Source organism: Alkalispirillum mobile (assembly GCF_003664325.1).
Classification (GTDB): domain Bacteria; phylum Pseudomonadota; class Gammaproteobacteria; order Nitrococcales; family Halorhodospiraceae; genus Alkalilimnicola; species Alkalilimnicola mobilis.
In genome coordinates, this window is sequence record NZ_RCDA01000001.1 from 1,563,991 (window position 1) to 1,586,045 (window position 22,055).

The following is a 22,055-nucleotide window of genomic DNA, read 5'->3' on the forward strand; positions in this document are numbered from 1 at the left end:
CCTCAGGCGCTCAGCAGCAGGGCATCCCGCGCGGACCAGCCCACCCGCACCTGATCATTGACCGCGTGGTCCACGCCGGACGCCAGCATTTCCACCAGCAACTGCCGGTCGCCGGCCTGCACCTGGTACTGGGTGCGCGGGCCCAGGACGTACTGGTTGGTCACCCGCCCCTCCAGCGTCGCCTCGGCGGTCTCCCCCGGGGCCAGGATCCGCATTCTCTCCGGACGCACGATCATCAGATCGCCAGCCGGCGTGACTACGGTGTCGGGCCGGGGATAGCAGGCCGCAGTCGCCGCGTCCCGGACGGTACCGTCATCGCCCTGCTTTACCTCGAAGGCGTTCACCTCACCCATGAACTGGGCGACGAAACCGTTGCGGGGCCGGTGGTAGATCTCGTCCGGGGAGCCCACCTGCACCAGGCGGCCGTCGCGCATGATGGCAATGCGGTCGCTCATCACCATGGCCTCCTCGATGGAGTGGGTGATGTAGACGAAGGTCTTCCCGGTCTTGCGCTGGATATCCTTCAACTCCTTCTCGAGCGTCTTGCGCAGCCGGTAGTCCAGCGCCGAGAGCGGCTCGTCGAAGAACAGCACCTCGGGGTCAAAGGCCAGCGCCCGGGCCAATGCCACGCGCTGGCGCTCGCCGCCGGAGCACTGGTGTATCCGCCGGTCGTAATAGGCTTCCGGCAGGTGCAGCTGCGCGAGCAGTTCCAGGGCGCGGGCGCGCCGGTCATGGGGCAAGACCCCGCGCAGCTTCAGGGGAAACTCGATGTTCTCGCCCACCGTCTTGTGGGGAAACAGGGCTAGTGACTGGAAGACCATGCAGGTCGGACGTTGGTTGGCGGGCACATCGTTTATGCGTTCGCCACGCAGCAGAATGTCTCCTCGGGTGGGACCATCCATACCCACCAGCATCCGGATCATCGTTGTCTTGCCACTACCCGAGGGGCCGACGATGGTGAAGAACTCCCCCTCCGCCACCGTCAGATCGATACGTTCCACCGCGACGAAATCGCCGAACAGCTTGTCCACCCGTCGCAACTCCAGAATGTTCTCTGCCATGTCGTGTGCCTCTATTGGAGGAAACCGGAAAACCGCGCTCGAAAAGGCCCCGGTGGCGTCGTGATCCGGACCGCCGGGCCCGCTCCCGGGCGCGCCCGGCCGGATCACGTCGGCACCGCCACCCCTGGCGGCAATCAGGCGTTCCGCCGGGCCTCGGTGTAGATTTCCAGCATCTCCGCGTAGTCCGGGTTGACGTCGTAGTCCGCGCAACGGGCCAGATCCTCCTCCAGCGAGTCGTACTGCAGAGCGTCCAGCTCCGCGCTGGAGAACTGGCCGAGCACGTCCGGATCGCCCATCTGCGCCACCGGGTTGTGGGACCCTTCGGCAAAGGCGACGTCGTGGCAGACATCTGGGCGCATGATGTACTCGAGGAAGGTCTCCGCCAGCGGCGAGAGGTTGGGGTTGTTGACGACGGAGGTAAGCTCTACCCAGACAATGCCCCCCTTGCCGTCGATGGGCCCGCTTTTCGGCGTGATGCCCCGAACGTTGCTGAAGCCGTCGGCGCGCGCCACCGAACAGGAGTAGGTGCCCCCGGTGAAATAGGCATCTATCTCGCCGGTGATCAGCGCCTGGTTCATCTGCAGGTGGTCATCCGACAGGAACCGGGCATTGGCGAAGATGTGCTCGGCCACCTCCCTGAAGCGGCTCATTTCCTCCTCGGTGTGCTCCTTGAAGGGCGAGAATCCGGCGGTGACACACATGTGGAAGATGTTCCAGTTCGCCCACGTCAGTACGCCGTAACGTCGGCTCATGCTGCTGTCTAGGAACAGGTTGAAGCCCTCGTCCTCGGCAGTGGCGCGGGAGATCCGGTCCGTGTTCACCACGAATGACAGCGGCCCGAAGCGTTGGACCACCCCGAGCAGCTCATTGCCGTCGTCGCTCATGGCCCAGGGATAGGGCCAGTGGAACTCCGGGAGCATGTCGTCGAAATAGGGCCGGAAGCGCTCTTGGTCCAGGGGCTTGATCAGCCCCTCCGGGTACATCATCTGGCGCGCCCAGGGGTTGTTCAGGTTGATCAGATCCCAGACGCGGGTCTCGCCCGCGCGCAGGCGGTTCACGGCGTCCGGGTCCGAGGTGACGTTGCTGGCGGAGACGCGGGCGGAGAACTCCCTGCGGAAGGGGTCGAGCACGTTGGGCGAGTTGTAACCCTCCCAGACCAGCATGCTGAGTTCCCGGTCGCGGGAGGCCCAGGCCTGGCCAGGCATCAGGGGCATCATTGCGGCGCCACCGGCCAGTGCCCCGGCGCTCTGCAGGAAGCGACGGCGGTTGAACTTTGTATGGCTCATGGACTCGTCCTCAATCGGTTGCATCAGACCACTGCAATGTGGTGATCACCAATTTGCAAATTACGGGCCACACGAATCAAGAACGAGCCAATACTTCGTCTTTAATCTTAAAAACAACCTGTTACGCATCATTATGACCTTCCTGCCACATCACGAGTCGGCTCAAGCATGCCCAACATAGGCGCAAACCAGAGGCACAAACTTGGCAAGTGCCACATCTTGGTGCAACGCACAATACAGTTGGCAAGGTCCGGACAATCCGGCAAGCTGACTTTGTGAACAACGACTTCGCGCAGGGGGTCGCAAATGAGCGCAGGACTGGACGACCAGCGTCTGACACGCAAAGAACGCTGGCTGATGATCGAGAACATGCTCGAGGCGCGCCCGGTGGTGCTCATCTCCGAGCTTGCGTCACAGTTCAGTGTTTCCGTGGAAACCGTACGGCGTGACATCGACGCCATGGCGGAGGCGGGCCTGCTGGAACGCACTTACGGTGGGGCCGCCGCCTTGAAGACCGCCCGGGAGCCGGCGCTGAACCAACGGGCCACCCTGCTCGCGGAGGAACGCGAGCGGATCGCCCGGGTCGCTGCCGGCATGGTGCGCGACGGTCAGGTGCTGATGCTGGACGCCTGCGCCACATGCCTGCCGCTGGCGCAACGCCTGGTGGTCGAACGGCGCAAACTCAAGGTGGTCACCAACAGTTTCGCGCTCGCGAGCGCCATGGCATACAACACCACCTTCCAGGTCATCATGGCTGGTGGCTTCTACAACAGTACCGAGGGGGCCAATTACGGCAGCGAGACAACGGAGTTCCTTCGCCGCTTCACCGCAGACCACTGCTTCTCCAGCTGCGGCGCGGTGACCGCGGAGGGGCCTACCGAAGTGGACTCGGACGTGGCCGGGGTCAAGCGCGTCATGCTGGAGCGCGCCCACCACGTGACGCTGCTCGCTGACCACGACAAGTTCCGCCGCCCTCGGCTCGAGCGGGTTGCGTCACTGAGCACTCTCGACACGCTAATCACCGACCAGGAGCCTCCACCCGATATCGTGCGCGCACTCGCCGACGCGGGTGTCCGGCTGCGAATTGCCGGGGCGTAACCCGGCGCGTAACCGCTCATCCCGGCGGTAGCTCGAGTCATCCACAGAAACTGTGGACAACTTTGTGGATCATTGCTGGAAAGCACGCCAAGTGGTTGATAGGCACCGGCTGCCGCGATTTGACGCATTTTTAACCAGCCCAGAAACAACCCCAAATAATCAATAGGTTACAGAACATTGCCAGGCAATCATGCCCCTGCTCACCACGTCGGCACGGGTCCATGCGGCCGTCTTGCCCATGTGCACAAACCGGCGGGGCAGAACGCCACACCCGTTGACAGACCCGCCAGACCGAGAAATCCGTGCAGTTCCGGCCCATACTGCAAGGATGAGGTCTGGCCGGTGCGTCGGCCCCGCATGTCCGCGCACCGGTGAGGTGTTCGGGATGGAGTCGGGAGGCGTGTAATGCCCGTGATGCAGACAACCCACCAATGCCGGGCGTGGAAGGCCTGGCTTCCTGCCCTGGCCCTGACTTGCGTGGTCGCCCCGACACTGGCGAGTGATAACCCCGGGGATGAACCCCTGCGCATCGGCACCGCCTCGCCCGGGGGCACCTATGCCGTCTACGGAGAGGGACTGGCGCGGCTGATTGGCCAGGAACTGGATGTGAACGCGGTACCGGAGATCACCGGTGGGCCGTACCACAACATGGCTCTGGTCCACAGCGGGGACGTGGAGCTGGGCCTGACTACCCTGGGGCCGGCCCGGGAGGCCTGGCAGGGCGAGTCCGACGTGGCCCCCGGGGTGGAGATGCGCGATGTACGGGCACTTTTTCCCATGTACCAGACCCCCTTTCAGGTGATCACGCTGGCGGACTCCGGCATCGAGCAGATCAGCGATCTGTCGGGCCGCCGGGTGGGCGTAGGCCCCATGGGTGGCACCTGCGCCAACTACTGGCCGCGCTTCCTGGAGGCCCTGGGCGTGGAGGACGTGCACTACCAGTACGACGGGGCCAATCAGCTTGCCGACTACGTGGCGGTCAACCTTGTCGACGCCTTCGCCTTCTGCGCCGGCCTGCCAATTCAGGCCTTCCTGAACCTGGAGGAGCGCCATGACGTGCACCTGTTCGCCTTCTCCGAGGAGGAACAGGCGCGGCTGGTGGAGCGCTTCCCGGTGGCGCGCTTCGACATTCCTGCCGACACCTATGCCAGCCAGGAGGCCGTACAGCATTCAGTGGCGTTCTGGAATTTCGCCATCGGCCACAAGGACCTGTCCGACGACCTGGTTCACGACCTGATGGCCCGGGTACTGGAACACCCGAACCTGCCCGAAGCCTTGCACCCGGCCGCGACAGACACCCGGGCGGAGCACCTGGACCGCAACACCGTGATGTGGTTCCACCCCGGTGCCATCCGCTACTACCGCGACCAGGGGCACGAGGTGGACGCCGAGCGCATCCCCCCGGAGGCGGAATAGGGCCGGAGGCGGCGGTCGGGGCGCCCCCTCTCGGTCCAGCCCCGGGAGGGGGCACCCTGCTCAGACCGTCATGTGCTCCTGGATCAACTCGTCGGTCAACTCGCCCATGGCGCCGGAGGCGACGTTACGGCCATTGTTGAGCAGCGTGAAATGATCGCCGGTGGCGCGAGCGAAGGGCAGCTTCTGCTCCACCAGCAGGATGGTCAGCCCCTCCTCCCGGTTGAGGGTGCGGATGACATCGCCGATCTGGCGCACGATATTGGGCTGAATGCCCTCGTTGGGCTCGTCCAGCAGCAGGATCTCCGGCTGCAGCACCAGCGCCCGGCCGATGGCCAGTTGCTGCTGCTGACCGCCGGAGAGGTCGCCGCCCCGGCGCCGGGCCATCTCCTTGAGCACCGGAAAGAGCTCGTAGATCCGCTCCGGGATGCCCTTGGAACGCTTGCCGGCCAGCGGTACCCGCAGGTTCTCCTCGACGGTGAGCTGGGGGAAGATCTCCCGCCCCTGGGGCACGTAGCCGATGCCCATGCGCGCCCGCTGCTGGGGCCTCAGGCGGCTGATCTCCCGGCCCTGGAAGGTGATGCTGCCATCGGCGATGGGCACCAGGCCCATCAGGCACTTGAGCAGGGTGGTCTTGCCCATGCCGTTGCGGCCCATGAGGCAGGCGCAGGTGCCCTGCTCCACGGCGAGGTCCACGCCCTTGAGGATGTGACTGCCGCCGTAATACTGGTTAAGCCCGTTTATCTCGAGCATGTCACGCCTCCTCCCCCAGGTAGACTTCCCGCACCTTCGGATCATTCTGCACCTGATCCATGGTGCCCTCGGCCAGCACGCTTCCCTGGTGCAGGACGGTGACGGTGCGGGCGATGGAGCGCACGAAGTCCATATCGTGCTCCACCACCACCACCGAGTGCTTGCCGGCCAGGGAGACCAGCAGTTCGGCGGTGGCCTCCGTCTCCGCCGAGGTCATCCCCGCCACCGGCTCGTCCACCAGCAGCAACCGGGGGTTCTGCATGAGCAACGACCCAATCTCCAGCCACTGCTTCTGCCCGTGGGAGAGCAGGCCGGCGGCCCGGTGCCCCTCCTCCTTGAGGCCGATCAGCTCCAGGATCTCCTGCACCCGGTCCCGCTGCTCCCCGTCCAGCCGCCAGAAGAGGCTGGTCATCAAACCCCGGTGGGCGTGCATGGCCAGCTCCAGGTTCTCGTACACGGTGAGGTTCTCGTACACCGTCGGCTTCTGGAACTTGCGCCCGATGCCCGCCTGGGCGATATCGTGCTCGTTCATGCGCAGCAGGTTCAGCCGCTGGCCGAACCAGGCGTGGCCCTCGTCCGGCTGCGTCTTGCCGGTGATGACGTCCATCAGCGTGGTCTTGCCGGCGCCGTTGGGGCCGATCAGGCAGCGCAGCTCGCCGTCGCCCACGTAGAGGGTCAGGTCGTTGAGTGCCTTGAAGCCATCGAAGCTCTTGGTGATGCCCTCCACGTAGAGGATGGGCCCGTGGCGGGTATCCAGCCTCGGGTGAACCGGCGGTGCCTCGTCGATGAAGGGGAAGACCCGGTCACGCCGGCGCAGCTCCTGTAGCAGTTCCAGCGGCTTCATGAGCGTTTCTCCTTGCGGAAGCGGTCAAACAGCCCCACCACCCCCTTGGGCAGGAACAGGGTCACGAAGATGAACAGGGCGCCCAGGAAGAAGAGCCACAGCTCGGGGTAGGCGGCGGTGAACCAGCTCTTGGCGCCGTTGACGATGCCGGCGCCGGCCAGCGCCCCCACCAGGGTGCCGCGCCCGCCCAGGGCTACCCAGACGGCCATCTCGATGGAGACCGCCGGGGCCATCTCGCCGGGGTTGATCACCCCCGTCTGGGGCACGTAGAGGGCCCCGGCCACGCCGCAGAGCATGGCCGAGAAGGTCCACACAAAGAGCTTGTAGCGCAGCGGGTTGTACCCGGTGAAACGCACCCGGTTCTCGGCGTCGCGGATGGCGGTGAGCACCCGGCCCAGCTTGGAGGTGACGATGAACCGGCAGAGCAGGTAGGCCAGGATCAGCACCACGCCGCTCAGCAGGTAGAGGGTCAGGCGGGCGTCGGGGGAGCGCAGGGAGAAGCCGAGCACCTCCTGGAAGTTGGTCAACCCGGTATCGCCCCCCAGCCCGGTCTCGGTGCGGAAGAAGAGCAGCATCAGGGCGAAGGTGAGCGCCTGGGTGATGATGGCGAAGTAGACCCCGCGTACGCGCGAGCGGAAGGCGAGGAAGCCGAACACCAGCGCCAGCAGCCCCGGTGCCAGCACCACCAGCAGGGCGGTGGCCCAGAAGTACTCGAAGGGGGCCCAGAACCAGGGCCAGTCGCTCATGCCCAGGAACTGGATGAAGTTGGGCACGCTGCCCTCATCATGGGTGTTGCGGGTCAGGTGCATGCCCATGGCGTACCCGCCGATGGCGAAGAAGGCGCCATGCCCCAGGGAGAGAATCCCCGTATAGCCCCAGATCAAATCCAGGGCCAGGGCCACCAGGGCCAGGCAGAGGAAGCGCCCCATCAGGGTCAGCATCCAGTTGGGCATGTAGAAGAAGGACTCCGGTGGTACCACGCGGTTGAGCACCGGCACCAGGATCAGAACAGCAGCGCTGAGCAGGGCGAAGAGCAGCCATCCCTTGGGAGAGTGCAGCCCCGCCAGGCGCATGACCATGGGTTCTCTCATGTCGGCGGACCTCAGTCGTCGGCGGAGCGGCCCTTGAGGGCGAAGATGCCCTGGGGACGCCACTGGATGAACAGGATGATGGCGGTGAACAGCAGGATCTTGGCCATGACGGCGCCGGTCACCGGCTCCAGGAACTTGGAGAAGACCCCCATGCCCAGGGCGCTGACCACCGAGCCCATGACGTTACCCACGCCACCGAGCACCACCACCATGAAGCTGTCCACGATGTAGGCCTGACCGAGCTGCGGGCCGACGTTGACGATCTGCGAGAGGGCCACGCCCCCCAGGCCGGCCACCCCGGCCCCGGCGGCGAAGGTCCACATGTCCACCCGGTTGGCGGAGACCCCGAGGGCCGCGGCCATCTCCCGGTTCTGCATCACCGCCCGCACCTCCAGACCGAGGCGGGTGCGCTGCATCAGGAACCAGACCAGGGCCACCACGAAGATGGCGAACAGGATGACCCCCACCCGGCTGGTGGACAGGGAGACCCCCTGCATCAACTGCACGCTGCCCGAGAACCACTCGGGGCTGGAGACCCGCACGTTCTGGGCGCCGAAGATACTGCGCATGGTCTGGATGAGGATCAGGCTGATGCCCCAGGTGGCCAGCAGGGTCTCCAGGGGGCGTTTGTAGAGGAATCGGATGACCCCCCGCTCCATGGCGATGCCCACCAGGGCGGTGGCGATGAAGGCCACGGGGACAGCCGCTATTAGGTAAAAGTTGAACAGCCCGGGCAGGAAGAAGACGAAGAAGTTCTGCACCAGGAAGGTGACGTAGGCGCCGATCATCAGCAGCTCGCCGTGGGCCATGTTGATGACCCGCATGAGCCCGAAGATGATCGCCAGCCCCAGCGCCGCCAGCAGCAGGACGCTGCCCATGGACAGGCCGTAGACCAGGTCACTGAGCACGCTGGCCACCCGCTCCCGGGACTCGATGGCCTCAATGGCCTCGCGGGCCGCCTCGCGTACCCGCTCGTCGGGCTCGCTGTAGACGCCCTCGTCGTCCTGAGCCAGCAGGCGCTGGAGCTGGGATTTCAGGCGGCTGGAGCGGACCTCGCCGATAATCTCCACGGCGGCCAGACGCACCTCGGCGTCGTCGTCATCCAGTTCCAGCCGGGCGATGGCGATATTGAGCAAGCGCGCCACCTCGGCGTTGTCCTCCTGCTCCACCGCCTCGCGCAGGGTATCCAGCATGGCGGCCTGGGGCCGGTCGGCCAGTTCCTCGGCGGCCGCCAGGCGCAGGGGCAATTCGTCGGAAAAGATCTGCAACTGCCCGATCACCGGGCGCAGGCTCCGCCGGATCGGGTTGGTCAGGGGCGGTTCGCTCAGGTCGAGCCCCTCCCGGTCCACACCCTCGCCGGTGACCGGGTTGCGCAGCTGCCCGGTGAGGGCGTCCTCCACCAGCACGCGCTCGTCCTGGTCGTAATAGAGGCGCCGGTCCTGCAGGGCCTGGAGCACCGGCAGGGCATCGGCGTCGTTGAGTTCGGCAAGCCGGTTGATGGCATCGCGCACGTCCTGCCAGTTGCTGGTGGCCATCTTCGAGACCGCCTCGGCGGTTTCTTCGGCCAGCCCGTCGCCGGCCACCTCGACGGTGTCGGCCTCGGTCTCCGCCAGTTGGGCGGCGCGCTCCTCGGCAGTCAGTTCTTCCTCGGCCACGGCGCTCGCTGCCGCCGCGCACAACAGGACTGCCAGCGCCCATCGCGTCAAGGCTTTCATGGTCGCTCCCGTCCGGTCGGGGCATGGCCCCGGGGGACTGATGGGGTGCCGCGGACCCCGGTCACCCGGGGCCCCGACACTCGGTCTTCAGGCGGGGGACGGGGCCGGCGTGGCGGCCCCGTCCGTCAACAGCGGATCAGAAGTCCAGCTCGTAGGTGGGCTCGGTGCAGTCACCGCAGACCCAGGGGTAGCGCCAGTTGGCGACCTTGTCCCGGCTGTCTTCCAGGTACTCGCTCCAGGGCTCGGCGCGCACCGGGCCGTCGGTCTCCCAGACCGGGGCGAACTGCCCGTCGGGCTGGATCTCGCCGATGATCACCGGCTTGTGCAGGTGGTGGTTCTCCTCGTCCATGCAGATCTCGAAACCGGAGGGGGCGTCCACGCACTGGCCGTAGACCGCCTGGCGCACCGCGTCCACGTCGGTGGTGCCGGCCTGCAGGACCGCCTGGGCCCACATGCGGATGCCGATGTGGGTGGCCTCCATCGGGTCGTTGGTCACCCGGTCGCTACCGCCACTCAGGCCCTCGGCCTCCACGTAATCCATCCAGGTGGAGACGAATTTCTCATTCTCCGGGGTGTCGATGGACATAAAGTAGTTCCAGGCCGCCAGGTGGCCCACCAGCGGGCCGGTGTCCATGCCGCGCAGTTCTTCCTCACCCACCGAGGTGGCCAGCACCGGGATGTCGATGGCGTCGATGCCCTGGTTGGCCAGTTCCTGGTAGAAGGCCACGTTGGAGTCGCCGTTGACGGTGTTGATCACCGCCGTGGGGCCGCCGTCGGCGAAGCTGCGGATATCACCCACCAGCGACTGGAAATCGCTGTGCTCGAAGGGGAAGTAGACCTCTTCGATGTCGTCGTCGCTGACGCCGTGGTGATTCAGGAAGGCGCGGACGATGCGGTTGGTGGTGCGCGGGAAGACGTAGTCGGTGCCCACCAGGTAGAAGCGCTCGGCGCCGCCGCCCTCTTCGCTCATCAGGTATTCCACGGCGGGGATGGTCTGCTGGTTCGGGGCCGCGCCGGTGTAGAAGATGTTGCGGGAGGACTCCTCGCCCTCGTACTGCACCGGGTAGAACATCAGGCCGTTAAGCTCTTCCAGCACCGGCAGCACCGCCTCGCGGGAGACGGAGGTCCAGGAGCCGAAGATGACGTCCACCTCGTGGCGCTCCAGCAGTTCCCGCCCCTGTTCGGCGTAGCGGGGCCAGTCGGAGGCCGGGTCCATGACCACCGGTTCCAGTTCACGGCCGAGCAGCCCCCCCTGCTCGTTGATCTGCTGGATGGTCATGAGGGCCACGTCGCGCAGCGAGGTCTCGCTGATGGCCATGGTGCCGGACAGGGAGTGGAGAATCCCCACCTTGATCGGCCCCTCGTCGGCCACGGACACCGCCGGCCCCCCCAGACCGACGGCGGCCATGACGCCCGCGGCGATGGCGGTGCGGCGCAGGCCGGCGACGGGGTTGGTACGCGTTTGCGATTTACTCATGCTTCCCTCCTGATGCTTAGGATCCCGCCAGTGCGGTGCACCGGCAGGCGTTAGCTCGATCAGGCAAAAGCAACCCCCGTGCCAGCCTTGCAAACCACTGCTTATGCTCGACTTTTTGGATTCATTTCAAGGCATGAACCGTGATGACCCCCATCCCGCGCACCAAATCGGATCACGGCGCACCCCCGCTTTTTCATACTGGTGCAAGCGCCGGCTTCCGCTCGAGCATCCCTTCCGTGACGATGAACTCGATCACGGATTGCAGCCCTTCGCCCACGTGCAGGTTGGTGAAGACGAAGGGCCGCTCCCCGCGCATACGGCGACTATCCCGGTCCATCACTTCCAGGGAGGCGCCCACGCCCTCCGCCAGGTCGATCTTGTTGATCACCAGCAGGTCGGAGCGGGTGATGCCGGGGCCGCCCTTGCGGGGGATCTTGTCACCGGCGCAGACGTCGATGACGTAGATCGTGAGATCGGAGAGTTCGGGGCTGAAGGTGGCGGAGAGGTTGTCGCCGCCGCTCTCGATGAAGACCACTTCCAGGGCGGGGAAGCGCTGGTTGAGGTCGGCCACGGCCGCGAGGTTCATGGAGGCGTCCTCGCGGATGGCGGTGTGGGGGCAGCCACCAGTCTCGACGCCGATGATGCGGTCGGCGGGGAGTGCACCATTCCGGGTCAGGAACTCGGCGTCCTCGCGGGTGTAGATGTCATTGGTGACCACGGCAATCTCGTAGTGCTCGCGCAGGGCCTTGCAGAGGGCCTGCACCAGGGCGGTCTTGCCGGAGCCCACGGGGCCACCGATGCCGACTCTCAATGCGGGTTTGTCTTTCATGATCCGTTCCTTTCTCTATATGGGTGGGGTCGGCCCTGGCGGGGCTAGCGGTTAGGTGAAGTCTCCTCAACTGCGGAACAGCCGGGAGTACTGGGTTTCGTGCAGGCTGCTGGCCAGGGCGACGCCGGGCAGGCCGCCGCCCATGTCTTCGTCGTCCAGGGCCAGCCCGAGGCGGGCGGCCTCGCCCACGGGTTCGGCCAGTGCCAGCAGCAGCCGTTGGCCGGCGGTCTGACCCAGGGGCACCAGCTTGATGGCGGCGGCCACCTGGTTCTCGCACCAGGCCCAGAGGTAGGCCTCGGCGGCGGTCTCCAGGGGGATGGCCCAGCGGGCGACGGCCAGGGCGTAGAGGGTGGGCCAGCCGGCGATGGGGTCGTCCACCCAGGGGGCGGCCTCGGGCAGGTCCAGGTCGCGCAGCAACCGCGCAAGGGCCTGGCCCACGTGGCGATCCTCCTCCCGCAGTTCCATGGTCTCCCGGCTGGCCCGCAGCCACTGGCTCCAGTAATGGAGGGCCACGGCGTCCTCGCTCTGCCATGCGGCGTGCAGGCGGGCGAGTGCCGGGATGTCCACCCGCGCCAGGGCGTGGTGGAGTTGGCCCTGCAGCCAGTCGGCCACGGCGTCGGCATCACGCAGCCAGCCGTCCTCCACGGCATATTCCAGGCCGGCGGAGTAGCTGTAGGCGCCGATGGGCAGGGTGGGGCTGATCAGCTGCCAGAGCCGCCGCTGGGCCAGGCCGGGGTCGGTCTCAGTGCTCATGGGCGTGGTCGTGCTGGTGGTTAGGGTCGTGGCCATGATTATGGCCGTGGCCGTGCCCGCCGCCGTAGGCCCCCGGCTCCGGTTCGAAGGGGGCCTGTTCGCTCAGCACCTCCAGCCCCAGGCCCCGGAGCATGTCGTCCAGCACGTGATCGTGCAGGTAGCGGGCAAAGCCGGCCCCGATCTGCAGGGGGACGTGGCGGTTTCCCAGGTGGTAGCAGGCGCGCGCCAGCGCCAGACCGTCATCGCTGCGCAGGGTACTCACCGCCTCGTCGGCGGCCCGCACCCTCACCACGGTGCCGTCCTCGGCCCGCAGGCACTGACCATCGCGCAGGATCTCGCCCCGACTGAGGATGACACCCACCTCACGGCCGTCGTCCAGCCGGGCACGGAAACGGCTCTTCTGGCGCACCTGGAAGGGCAGGGTCAGGGTGGCGTCCGGTGGGGCGGAGTCGGAAAGTCGTTCAATCAAGGTCAACATCATGTTTTTGGAGGCTCCTCGTAGTAACTGGGTGACCGTAAAGGCGCTATAGCGCGACCAGCCCCGCCCCACCGTCATTGCGAGCCCCAAAGGGGCGTGGCAGTCCAGGCCAGCACTTGGATCGCCGCGGGCCTGGGGCCTCGCGATGACGAGGATCAGAGTGCGCTGGGGTCGTCAGAACAAGAAATACCGCTGCGCCATGGGCAGCACGTTCGCCGGCTCGCAGACGAGCAGCTCGCCGTCTGCCCGCACTTGGTAGGTCTCCGGGTCCACCTCCATCTTGGGCAGATAATCGTTCAGCACCATGTCCCGCTTGGTGATGCTGCGACAGTCCCGTACCGCCACCAGTCGCCGCTGCAGGCCCAACCGATCCCCCACCCCGGCCTCCAGCGCCGCCCGGGAGACGAAGGTGACCGAGCTGTTGGGCATGGCCCTGCCGAAACCACCGAACATGTACCGGTAGTGGCGGGGCTGCGGGGTGGGGATGGAGGCGTTGGGGTCGCCCATGGGGGCGGCGGCGATGAACCCCCCCTTCAGGATCAGGCTCGGCTTCACCCCGAAGAAGGCCGGGTCCCACAACACCAGGTCCGCCAGCTTGCCCGGCTCGATGCTGCCCACCTCGTGGGCCACGCCGTGGGCGATGGCCGGGTTGATGGTGGTCTTGGCGATGTAGCGCCGGGCGCGGAAGTTGTCATTGCGCTCGCTGTCCGGCGCCAGCGGCCCGCGCTGCACCTTCATCTTGTGGGCGGTCTGCCAGGTGCGGATGACCACCTCCCCCACCCGGCCCATGGCCTGGGAGTCGGAGGCGATCACCGAGAACCCGCCCAGGTCGTGGAGGATGTCCTCGGCGGCAATGGTTTCGCGACGGATGCGCGACTCGGCGAAGGCCACGTCCTCGGGGATGGCCGGGTCCAGGTGGTGGCACACCATGAGCATGTCCAGGTGCTCGTCGATGGTGTTCACCGTGTAGGGGCGGGTGGGGTTGGTGGAGGAGGGCAGCACATTGGCCTCGCCCACCGCCTTGATGATGTCCGGCGCGTGCCCGCCACCGGCCCCTTCGGTGTGATAGGTGTGGATGGTGCGCCCCTTGAAGGCGGCCAGGGTGTTCTCCACGAAACCCGACTCGTTGAGGGTGTCGGTGTGGATGCAGACCTGCACGTCGTGGGCCTCCGCCACGTTCAGGCAGTTGTCGATGGCCGCCGGGGTGGTGCCCCAGTCCTCGTGCAGTTTCATCCCCAGGGCGCCGGCCTCCACCTGCTCGTTCAGCGCATCGGGCAGGCTGGCATTGCCCTTGCCGAGAAAGCCCAGGTTCATGGGGAAGCCCTCGGCGGCCTCCAGCATGCGGTGGATGTTCCAGGGTCCGGGGGTGCAGGTGGTGGCGTTGGTGCCGGTGGCCGGGCCGGTGCCCCCACCGATCATGGTGGTGACCCCGGACATCAGCGCCTCTTCGATCTGCTGCGGGCAGATGAAGTGGATATGGGCGTCGATGTGTCCGGCGGTGAGGATCTTGCCCTCGCCGGCGATGGCCTCGGTGCCGGGGCCGATGATGACGTGCACACCGTCCTGGGTGTCCGGGTTGCCAGCCTTGCCGATGGCGTGGATGCGCCCGGCCTTGATGCCCACGTCCGCCTTCACGATCCCCCAGTGGTCGAGGATGAGGGCGTTGGTAATGACCAGGTCCACGGCCTCGGCGTTGGTACGCTGGCTCTGCCCCATGCCGTCGCGCACCACCTTGCCGCCGCCGAATTTCACCTCGTCGCCGTAAACGGTGTGATCGCGCTCCACCTCGATGAACAGCTCGGTATCCCCCAGGCGCACGCGGTCGCCGGTGGTGGGGCCGAACATGTCGGCGTAGGCGCGGCGGGAAATTCGGGTAGTCATGCGCTCTCTCCTGTTGCCGGCCCCATCACCCGGCCCTGAAAGCCGTAGACATCGCCACTGCCCGCGTAGCGCACCAGCTGCACCGTGCGGCTCTGGCCGGGCTCGAAGCGCACCGCCGTGCCGGCGGCGATATCCAGCCGGAAGCCCCGGGTGGGCTCACGGTCGAAGTGGAGGTGGTCGTTGACCTCGTAGAAGTGGTAGTGGGATCCCACCTGAGCGGGGCGGTCGCCGGTGTTGGTGACCGCCACGGTGAGGGTGTCGCGCCCCTCGTTGAGGGTGATCTCGCCGTCCTCGGTACGGACTTCTCCGGGTATCATGGTGCGCCCCCTAGCGGATGGGTTCGTGAACGGTGACCAGCTTGACCCCGTCGGGGAAGGTGGCCTCCACCTGTACTTCGGGGATCATCTCCGCGACCCCCTCCATCACGTCCTCCCGGGTCAGCACCTGGCCGCCCGCGTCCATCATCTCGGCCACGGAGCGCCCCTCCCGGGCGCCCTCCATGATGGCGCAGGAGATGAGCGCCACCGCTTCCGGGTGGTTGAGCTTCAGGCCCTTGGCCTTGCGCCGCTCCGCCAGCAGCCCGGCAGTGAAGAGCAGCAGCTTGTCTTTCTCTCTCGGGGTCAGATCCATGGGTTCGGCCTCACGTACTCCAGATTCGGGGGGGACAGGGGGGACGCCCGACCACGGGCTCACGGATGGTCCGCCAGACCTGCTCCAGGGTCTGGCGCACCGGCTCCACGCCGGGCCCCAGCACGCGCACCGCCAACAGTCCCTCCGGGCATCGGGTGACCCCCATGCGCACGCCAGACAGTGGTTGCAGCGCCTCACGCAGGTCGCGCTCCAGGCCCTCCGGGGCGGGGGACGCCAGCAGCGTGGCGAACACCGCCTGGCCCTGGAGCCCCCAGGGGGCCTTGCGCAGGGGGTCTTCGGCATCGAGGGAGAGGCGCTCCCGCAGCAGCGGCATTTGCTCGCGATCCACCTCCAACCGTTGGTCCAGGGCACCCCGGGGGAAGTGGTCACCACTCCCCGGACGGCCCAGCGCCACCATCTCCCAGGCGATCAGGCGGGCCCCTTCGCCCAGCTCGAAGCGGTTGATCAGCCGGCTGCGGCTGCCCCCGTGGAGGATGGTCTCCATGGGCAGCCACTCGAACGCGGCCCCCGGCGCCAGCCGGAAGACCTGCCGCTGGGTGGACCAGTCGCCCAGGGAGCGGTAGAACTTGGCGGCCCCGGGGGTGGTCATCAGGGCGTGAGCGCCCTCGCCCACCGCCACGGAGAGGTCCAACTCATCGCCACCCACCAGCCCCCCGGGGGGGTGCAGCAGGTAGGCGTGGCAGGCCGCGCCCTCCGGGTGGAAGGTGCGCTGGACCACCAGCGGCCCCTGGTGGCGTTTACGCACCAGAGCTGTGCGCTCGCCCCGTCGGGCGAAGTCCAGCCGCAATACGCCCTGCCACCCCGGACTCGCGGGCGGGTCAGAAGCGGCCGGCTTGGCCCCTGCGGACCAGGCTTGTTGGGCAACAGCCATCTCGCCGCGCTCAGAACAGGGCGACGAGCACGAGACCGGCCAGCACGATACCCACGCCGGCGCCCCGCGCCAGGGGCATGGCGGGCACGCTCCGTCGGGCCAGGCGCTCCAGGCCCACGCCCGCCGCGAGCAGGCCGGCACTGGCCAGCAGGAAACCCGCGCCGAAGCTCAGACCCGAGAGGCCAGCGGCCATCTCCGCGCCGTGGGCGTGGCCGTGGAAGAGGGCGAAGACCGCCGCCAGCCCCATGCCGGCCGACAGCGGCAGGCGCCCGCCCCAGGCGACCAGGCCGCCCACCAGGAGCACCGAGCCGAGAATCCCGAACTCCACGGCCATGGAGGGCGCGGAGGCCAGGCCGATCGCGAAACCCGCCACCATCGCGGCCAGGAAGGCCGCCGGGAGCAGCAGGGCCTTGCGGGCATCGCCCTGCTGGCTGGCCCAGACCCCGAAACCGGCCATGGCGAGCAGGTGATCGAGGCCCACCAGCGGGTGCAACAGCCCGTGGCCGAAACCGCCGTGGACATGGGGGTGCGGGTGGGGGTGCGCCAGGGCCAACGGGGCGACCACCAGGGCCAGGAGCCCCAGGAGGATGGCAAGGGGGAGGGTACGGTTCATGATCACCTCGACATGCAAAGAGTCAACGGAAGGCGGGTACGCCTGTCCGTTGCCTATCCAAGTTGCATGCCAGCCGTGGTGACCCGGGAAATCAGCGGGTTGTGCACTTCAACGGCGCGCCGGCCCGCACCGCAACGGTGCGGGTGGCGACAAGCGCCCTATCCTGGTGCGGCGGGCGGTGCCGCCGCGCTCAGGAAGACGGGGTGCCGTACTCGGCGATGGCCTCAAGGCAGTGCAGCGCCAGGTCCGCCTCCAGACGCTCGTAGGGGGTGGGCACGCCCAGATCGAGCAGGCGGGTGACCTCCAGCCCGGGGTAGCCGCAGGGGTTGATCCGGCTGAAGGGCTCCAGGTCCATGTCCACGTTCACCGCGACACCGTGGTAACTGCAGCCGCGCCGCACCCGCAGGCCCACCGAGGCCACCTTGCGTCCGTCCACGTAGACACCGGGGGCGTCGTCACGGGCGGCGGAGGCAATGCCATAGCCGGCGAGCAGACTGACGACCGTATGCTCCAGGGCGGAGACCAGGCTGCGCACGCCCAGCCCCCAGCGGCGGAGGTCCAGCAATGGGTAGAGCACGATCTGGCCCGGACCGTGGTAGGTGACCTGGCCGCCACGGTCCGTCTCCACCACCGGGATGGCACCGGGCGCGAGGATATGCTCGGGCTTGCCGGCCTGGCCCAGGGTGTAGACCGGCGGGTGGGAGACCACCCAGAGCTGGTCCGCGGTGTCCGGCCCGCGCTCGTCGGTGTACCGGCGCATGGCCTCCCAGGTCTGGCGGTAGTCACGCTCGCCCAAGTAACGCACCTGGATGTCGGTCAACGGGCACGGGGGCATAGAGACTCCTTGGAAGCGGGCCCAGCCGCAAGGCAGGCACAGGGGACCCCCTACAGGGTCATCAGGATCGCCTCTTCGGCGTGCAGCGAGCGGTAGATCGCGTCCAGCTGCGGCCGGCTGTGGGCGGTGATGGTGGCGGTCACCGAGATGAACCGGCCGTTACGGCTCTCGGAGATACGCAACTCCACCTGCTCGGGCCGCTCCAGGTGCTCGGTGAGCACGGCGCGGACCACCGATTCCACATCCGCCTCGGCGCGCCCCATGGCCTTGATGGGAAAGCGGCAGGGGAATTCCAGTGGGGTGTTGTCCTCGTCAAACTGCTGAACCATCTTACTCTCCAGCGGCAAAGGCCGCCTTGTACTCATCGAACCAGGTGCGCGCCTGCCGCCAGAAGGCGCCCGGGCGCCCATCACCCACCGGCTCGCCATCCAGCCGGGTCACCGGCAGCACCTCCTTGGTGGAACTGGTCAGCCAGATCTCGTCGGCGCGGGCCAGTTGGTCGGCGCTGATGGCGCTGCACTGGCAGGGAACCCCGCGCTCGCGCAGCAGCTCCACCACGAAATCCCGGGTGACACCGGGCAACAGGTTCGGACTCTGGCGCGGCGTCATGACCTCATTGTTACACACCACGAAGACGTTACTGGCCGCCCCCTCGGTCAGCTGGCCGTCGCGCAGCAGCAGCGCCTCGTCGGCACCGGCCTCGATGGCCTCCTGGCGGAGCAGCACGTTGGGCAGCAGTGCGGTGGTCTTCAGGTCGCAGCGGCCCCAGCGGTTGTCCCGCAGGCGGATGGCGCTTGCGCCCTCGCCAGCCTCCGGGCCCAGGGGCGCCGGCAACGGCGAGACCGTCATGAACACCGTCGGCCGGGCGTCGAGGGGGAAGGCGTGGTCCCGCACCTCGGGTACGCCGCGGGTCACCTGCAGGTAGACCCCCGCGTCACCGCCCCCCGCGGCCTCCAGCAGTCGGGCGATCATCGCCGCCCACTCGGCGTGGCTGTGAGGGTTGGGCAGCCGGATGCCCTCCAGCGTCTGGTCCAGCCGGCGCAGGTGCTCGGGCAGGCGGAACGGGCGCCCATCGTAGGCAGGGATCACCTCGTAGGCCCCGTCACCGAAGAGAAACCCGCGATCCATCGGGGAGATGCGGGCCTCGTCCAGGGGAAGGATCTCGCCGTTGAGATAACACAGTCTGCTCATGCCCATCGGCCCCTTACTGGAAGCGCAGCAGCACGTCGTCCACCACCCGGCGCCAGAGGCTGCCCTCGGCGACGGTCTCGCGGGCCAGCAGCGGCTCCTCGTGCATGACTTCGCCCTGTAAGCGGACGACCAGGCGGCCCACCTGATCACCGGCCTCGATGGGGGCGACGAGCGGCTCATCGATCCGCAGGCTCGCCTCCAGGTTGTCGTACTGGCGGCGTGGGATGGTCAGGTAGAGCTCGCCGTCGATGCCGACCCCCAGGTCCTCCATGTCGCCTTTCCAGACGCGGGAGCGGGTCAGCTCCTCGTTATCGTCGTACAGGCGGTGGGTCTCGAAGAACCGGAAGCCGTAGTTGAGCAGTGACTGGGTCTGGTCCGCCCGGGCCTGCTCGCTGGAGGTGCCGAGGACGACGGACACCAGGCGCATGTCATCGCGCTCGGCGGAGGCCGCCAGGTTGTAGCCGGCCGCACTGGTGTGGCCGGTCTTGATCCCGTCCACGCTGGAATCGCGCCACAGCAGGCGGTTGCGGTTGGACTGGCGGATGTCGTTCCAGGTGAAGCTGCGCTCGGAGTACCAGCTGTAGTACTCGGGGAAGTCGCGCACGATGGCGCGGGCCAGGAGGGCGGTATCCCGGGCGGTAGTCTTCATCGCCTCGTCCGGAAGACCGGTGGCGTTGGCGAAGTAGGTGTTCTCCATGCCCAGCTGCTCGGCGTAGCTGTTCATCACCTGGGCGAAGGTCTGCTCGTCGCCCGCGAGGTGTTCGGCCAGGGCCACGCAGGCGTCGTTGCCGGACTGAATGATCACCCCCCGCATCAGGTCCGCGACCCGCACCTCGTCACCCGGCTCGATGAACATGCGCGAGCCGGGGGTACGCCAGGCCCGCTCGCTGACGGTGACGATCTCCTCCAGGTCGACGTTGCCCTCGCGCAGCTCGCTGAAGACCACGTAGGCGGTCATCATCTTGACCAGGCTGGCCGGATCGCGCTGCTCATCGGCATTCCCTTCGGCCAGGATCTGCCCGCTGCGGGCGTCCATCAATACGTGGGACGCGGCCCCGACCGAGGGTGCCGCCGGTGTGGGAATGGGGATCTGACCGACGGCCGAACTGGAAAACAGGACCAGCAGAGACAGCAGGCAGGCGATGATCAGCTGACGCATGGGTTCAACTCGCTCACGATCGGTTGTGGGGATTGGGCATTGTACACAGTGGCGTGCGGTGCGCCGCGGCCTAGCGTTCGACCAGGTGGAAGTCCAGCAGCCCCTGGCCGTGCAACTCGCCGTGGGCCTGGTCCACCGCCCGCATATCGGTCATTGGCCCCACCTTGACCCGGTGGACACCGTTCTCGCTATGGACCCGGACCGGGGCGGATAGTTTGCTCGCCAGGCGGTCACGCAGGCGTCGGGCGTTGTCCTCGTCACCGAAGGCGCCCAGTTGCAGGAAGTAGCGCCCCTGCTCGGCGCTGCTGCCATTGTCCTCGGCAGCGCCGGATTCCGGCTCGTCATCACTGCGGGTGACGCTCAGGCGCTCCCCCTCGGGCAGGTCCACCTCGGGGATACCCGCCGCCTCTCCGAGCCGGACCGGTGCCTCGGTGGCCGCTTCGGCGGACGAGCCACTCTCTTCGCCGGCGTCCGCCGAGTCGGCGGCATCCGCCACGGTGGGCAGATCGCCCACGGTGATGGTACGCACCCGCACCGGCGCGGTGCCGGCATCCACCATGTCCAGCCGGTAGGCCGCGGCGTAGGAGAGGTCGATGATCCGGTTGTCCACGAAGGGCCCACGGTCGTTGATCCGCACCACCACGCGCTTGCCGTTGTCCAGGTTGGTCACCTCGGCATAGGCCGGCAGCGGCAGGGTGCGATGGGCCGCGGTCATGGCGTACATGTCGTAGGTCTCGCCGCTGGAGGTGCGCCGACCGTGGAACTTGGTGCCGTACCAGGAGGCCCGGCCCTCCTCCTCATACCCCTCCGCGGTCTCCTTCACGTGGTAGGTCTCGCCAAACACCTCGTAACTGGCCGGGTTCCCGTACCGCGCACGGGGCTCCTCCCGAGGCACGGCATCGCGCACGGCGCTGAGGTCCGGCGGGCTGTCCGGCCCGGCGTCGGGGGTACGACCCGCCCAGGGGTCGCTGCCGCTGGGGCTGGGGGTCGGGGAAGGGGCGTCCGGCCCGGCACAACCGGCCAGCAGGAGGACCAGCGCCAGCGCGGGAAGCGTCAGGCGGCTCATGCGTCACGCCCTTCCCGGATGGCTTCGGCCAGCTGGTAGACCGCCAGACCGTATAGCGCACTGTGGTTGTAGCGCGTGATGACGTAGAAGTTGTGGAAGGTCACCCAGTATTCAGGGCCCTCTTCGCCCTCCAGCTCCAGCAGGGCCACCGGGGTGTCATCCGCCACATCGCTGGCCGGCGTGACTCCGGCCGCAGACAACTCCGCCATGGTGTGGCGGGTGCGGGCAGGCCCGCGGTTCGGGCTGGTGAGCTCGGCCCACGCCTCGCCCGAGACCTCGGCCCTTACCGCCACCGGTTCACCGGTGCGCCAGCCGTGTTCGCTGAAGTAGTTGGCCACGCTGCCGAGGATGTCGGCTTTGTTCTCGAACAGATTCCGCTGACCATCGCCGTCGAAGTCCACCGCGTAGTGGCGATAGCTGCTGGATATGAACTGCGGCAGCCCCATCGCCCCGGCGTAGGAGCCCTTCAGCCCCTCTGGCTCCAGGCCCTCCTCCTCCACCAGCAGCAGGAACTGCTCCAGTTCGCTGCGGAAGAAATCGGCGCGCGGCGGGTAGCCGAAGGCCAGGGTGGCAAGGGCGTCCAGCACCCGGTGCCGACCCGCATGCTGGCCGTAGCGGGTTTCCACCCCGAGGATGGCCACCAGCACCTCCGGGGCCACCCCGAAGGCTTCAGCGGCCTCGTCGACCTTGTCGGAGTGGGCGTCCCAGAACTCGACCCCCTCCTCGATGCGCGACTCGGTCAGGAAGATCGGGCGGTACTCGCGCCAGGGCCGGGCCTCGGCCGGGCTGGAGATGGCGTCGATGATGTCCTGCTGGAACACCGCGCCCTCCACAAGGGCCTGCACCCGGGCCCGCTCCAGCCCGTGGCGCTCACTGACCTCGTCGGCAAAATCGGCCAGCCCTTCGTCGGAGAAACCGGCCTGCGCCGGGCTCGCCAGGCCGGCGAGCAGCATAAAGCCGGCGGCCCAGCAGGATTTCTTAAGGTCCATT

General features: G+C 67.6%; 23 protein-coding genes. 2 read left to right on the top strand and 21 right to left on the bottom strand.

Annotation, left to right across the window (positions count from 1 at the left end):
- Positions 1-2: 2 nt before the first annotated feature.
- Complete coding sequence (locus DFR31_RS07470; protein WP_121441968.1) at positions 3-1,061, bottom strand: ABC transporter ATP-binding protein; 1,059 nt, start codon at positions 1,059-1,061, stop codon at positions 3-5.
- Between the two features lie 134 nt (positions 1,062-1,195).
- A complete protein-coding gene (locus DFR31_RS07475; protein WP_121441969.1) occupies positions 1,196-2,347 on the bottom strand; it encodes an ABC transporter substrate-binding protein in 1,152 nt (383 codons plus the stop codon).
- A 306-nt stretch (positions 2,348-2,653) separates the two neighbouring features.
- On the opposite strand from DFR31_RS07475, the gene DFR31_RS07480 reads away from it, so the two are divergent.
- Positions 2,654-3,445, top strand: coding sequence for a DeoR/GlpR family DNA-binding transcription regulator (locus DFR31_RS07480; protein ID WP_121441970.1), 792 nt, complete (start codon positions 2,654-2,656; stop codon positions 3,443-3,445).
- A 405-nt stretch (positions 3,446-3,850) separates the two neighbouring features.
- Positions 3,851-4,861, top strand: a complete 1,011-nt coding sequence (locus tag DFR31_RS07485) for a TAXI family TRAP transporter solute-binding subunit (protein ID WP_121441971.1) — start codon at positions 3,851-3,853, stop codon at positions 4,859-4,861.
- Between the two features lie 60 nt (positions 4,862-4,921).
- Here DFR31_RS07485 and urtE read toward each other — a convergent pair whose 3' ends face one another.
- The 19 genes from urtE to mltB all read right to left on the bottom strand — a co-directional run bounded on the left by urtE (position 4,922) and on the right by mltB (position 22,054).
- Positions 4,922-5,611 carry an urea ABC transporter ATP-binding subunit UrtE gene (urtE, locus tag DFR31_RS07490; protein ID WP_121441972.1) on the bottom strand — a complete coding sequence of 230 codons (690 nt, stop codon included), beginning with the start codon at positions 5,609-5,611 and terminating at the stop codon, positions 4,922-4,924.
- Between the two features lies 1 nt (position 5,612).
- Positions 5,613-6,455 (bottom strand): urea ABC transporter ATP-binding protein UrtD, encoded by an 843-nt coding sequence (urtD, locus tag DFR31_RS07495; RefSeq protein ID WP_211328243.1) that lies wholly within the window; start codon positions 6,453-6,455, stop codon positions 5,613-5,615.
- On the bottom strand, positions 6,452-7,546 hold the full coding sequence (gene urtC, locus DFR31_RS07500; RefSeq protein WP_121441973.1) for an urea ABC transporter permease subunit UrtC: 1,095 nt from the start codon (positions 7,544-7,546) through the stop codon (positions 6,452-6,454). The genes urtD and urtC overlap by 4 nt, the downstream gene beginning before the upstream one ends.
- Before the next feature lie 11 nt (positions 7,547-7,557).
- Complete coding sequence (urtB, locus tag DFR31_RS07505; protein WP_121441974.1) at positions 7,558-9,261, bottom strand: urea ABC transporter permease subunit UrtB; 1,704 nt, start codon at positions 9,259-9,261, stop codon at positions 7,558-7,560.
- 136 nt (positions 9,262-9,397) lie between these two features.
- Positions 9,398-10,738, bottom strand: coding sequence for an urea ABC transporter substrate-binding protein (gene urtA / locus DFR31_RS07510; RefSeq protein ID WP_121441975.1), 1,341 nt, complete (start codon positions 10,736-10,738; stop codon positions 9,398-9,400).
- Between the two features lie 193 nt (positions 10,739-10,931).
- A complete protein-coding gene (gene ureG, locus DFR31_RS07515) occupies positions 10,932-11,567 on the bottom strand; it encodes an urease accessory protein UreG (protein ID WP_121441976.1) in 636 nt (211 codons plus the stop codon).
- A 66-nt stretch (positions 11,568-11,633) separates the two neighbouring features.
- A complete protein-coding gene (locus DFR31_RS07520) occupies positions 11,634-12,320 on the bottom strand; it encodes an urease accessory protein UreF (RefSeq protein WP_121441977.1) in 687 nt (228 codons plus the stop codon).
- Positions 12,310-12,798, bottom strand: a complete 489-nt coding sequence (gene ureE / locus DFR31_RS07525) for an urease accessory protein UreE (RefSeq protein ID WP_121442199.1) — start codon at positions 12,796-12,798, stop codon at positions 12,310-12,312. The genes DFR31_RS07520 and ureE overlap by 11 nt, the downstream gene beginning before the upstream one ends.
- Positions 12,799-12,972: 174 nt before the next feature.
- Positions 12,973-14,679, bottom strand: a complete 1,707-nt coding sequence (ureC, locus tag DFR31_RS07530) for an urease subunit alpha (protein ID WP_121441978.1) — start codon at positions 14,677-14,679, stop codon at positions 12,973-12,975.
- A complete protein-coding gene (locus tag DFR31_RS07535; protein ID WP_121441979.1) occupies positions 14,676-14,996 on the bottom strand; it encodes an urease subunit beta in 321 nt (106 codons plus the stop codon). The genes ureC and DFR31_RS07535 overlap by 4 nt, the downstream gene beginning before the upstream one ends.
- A gap of 10 nt (positions 14,997-15,006) precedes the next feature.
- A complete protein-coding gene (ureA, locus tag DFR31_RS07540; RefSeq protein ID WP_011627933.1) occupies positions 15,007-15,309 on the bottom strand; it encodes an urease subunit gamma in 303 nt (100 codons plus the stop codon).
- A gap of 10 nt (positions 15,310-15,319) precedes the next feature.
- Positions 15,320-16,201, bottom strand: coding sequence for an urease accessory protein UreD (locus tag DFR31_RS07545; protein WP_121441980.1), 882 nt, complete (start codon positions 16,199-16,201; stop codon positions 15,320-15,322).
- 10 nt (positions 16,202-16,211) lie between these two features.
- Positions 16,212-16,814, bottom strand: coding sequence for a HupE/UreJ family protein (locus DFR31_RS07550; protein WP_121442200.1), 603 nt, complete (start codon positions 16,812-16,814; stop codon positions 16,212-16,214).
- Positions 16,815-17,004: 190 nt separating this feature from the next.
- On the bottom strand, positions 17,005-17,649 hold the full coding sequence (lipB, locus tag DFR31_RS07555) for a lipoyl(octanoyl) transferase LipB (protein ID WP_121441981.1): 645 nt from the start codon (positions 17,647-17,649) through the stop codon (positions 17,005-17,007).
- A gap of 50 nt (positions 17,650-17,699) precedes the next feature.
- Positions 17,700-17,978, bottom strand: coding sequence for a YbeD family protein (locus tag DFR31_RS07560; RefSeq protein WP_121441982.1), 279 nt, complete (start codon positions 17,976-17,978; stop codon positions 17,700-17,702).
- A gap of 1 nt (position 17,979) precedes the next feature.
- Positions 17,980-18,840 carry a D-amino acid aminotransferase gene (locus DFR31_RS07565; RefSeq protein WP_121441983.1) on the bottom strand — a complete coding sequence of 287 codons (861 nt, stop codon included), beginning with the start codon at positions 18,838-18,840 and terminating at the stop codon, positions 17,980-17,982.
- 13 nt (positions 18,841-18,853) lie between these two features.
- Entirely contained in the window at positions 18,854-19,999 is a 1,146-nt protein-coding gene (locus tag DFR31_RS07570; RefSeq protein ID WP_121441984.1) for a D-alanyl-D-alanine carboxypeptidase family protein, read from the bottom strand.
- Between the two features lie 70 nt (positions 20,000-20,069).
- Positions 20,070-21,065 carry a septal ring lytic transglycosylase RlpA family protein gene (locus tag DFR31_RS07575; RefSeq protein WP_121441985.1) on the bottom strand — a complete coding sequence of 332 codons (996 nt, stop codon included), beginning with the start codon at positions 21,063-21,065 and terminating at the stop codon, positions 20,070-20,072.
- On the bottom strand, positions 21,062-22,054 hold the full coding sequence (gene mltB, locus DFR31_RS07580) for a lytic murein transglycosylase B (protein WP_121441986.1): 993 nt from the start codon (positions 22,052-22,054) through the stop codon (positions 21,062-21,064). The genes DFR31_RS07575 and mltB overlap by 4 nt, the downstream gene beginning before the upstream one ends.
- Between the last annotated feature and the right edge of the window lies 1 nt (position 22,055).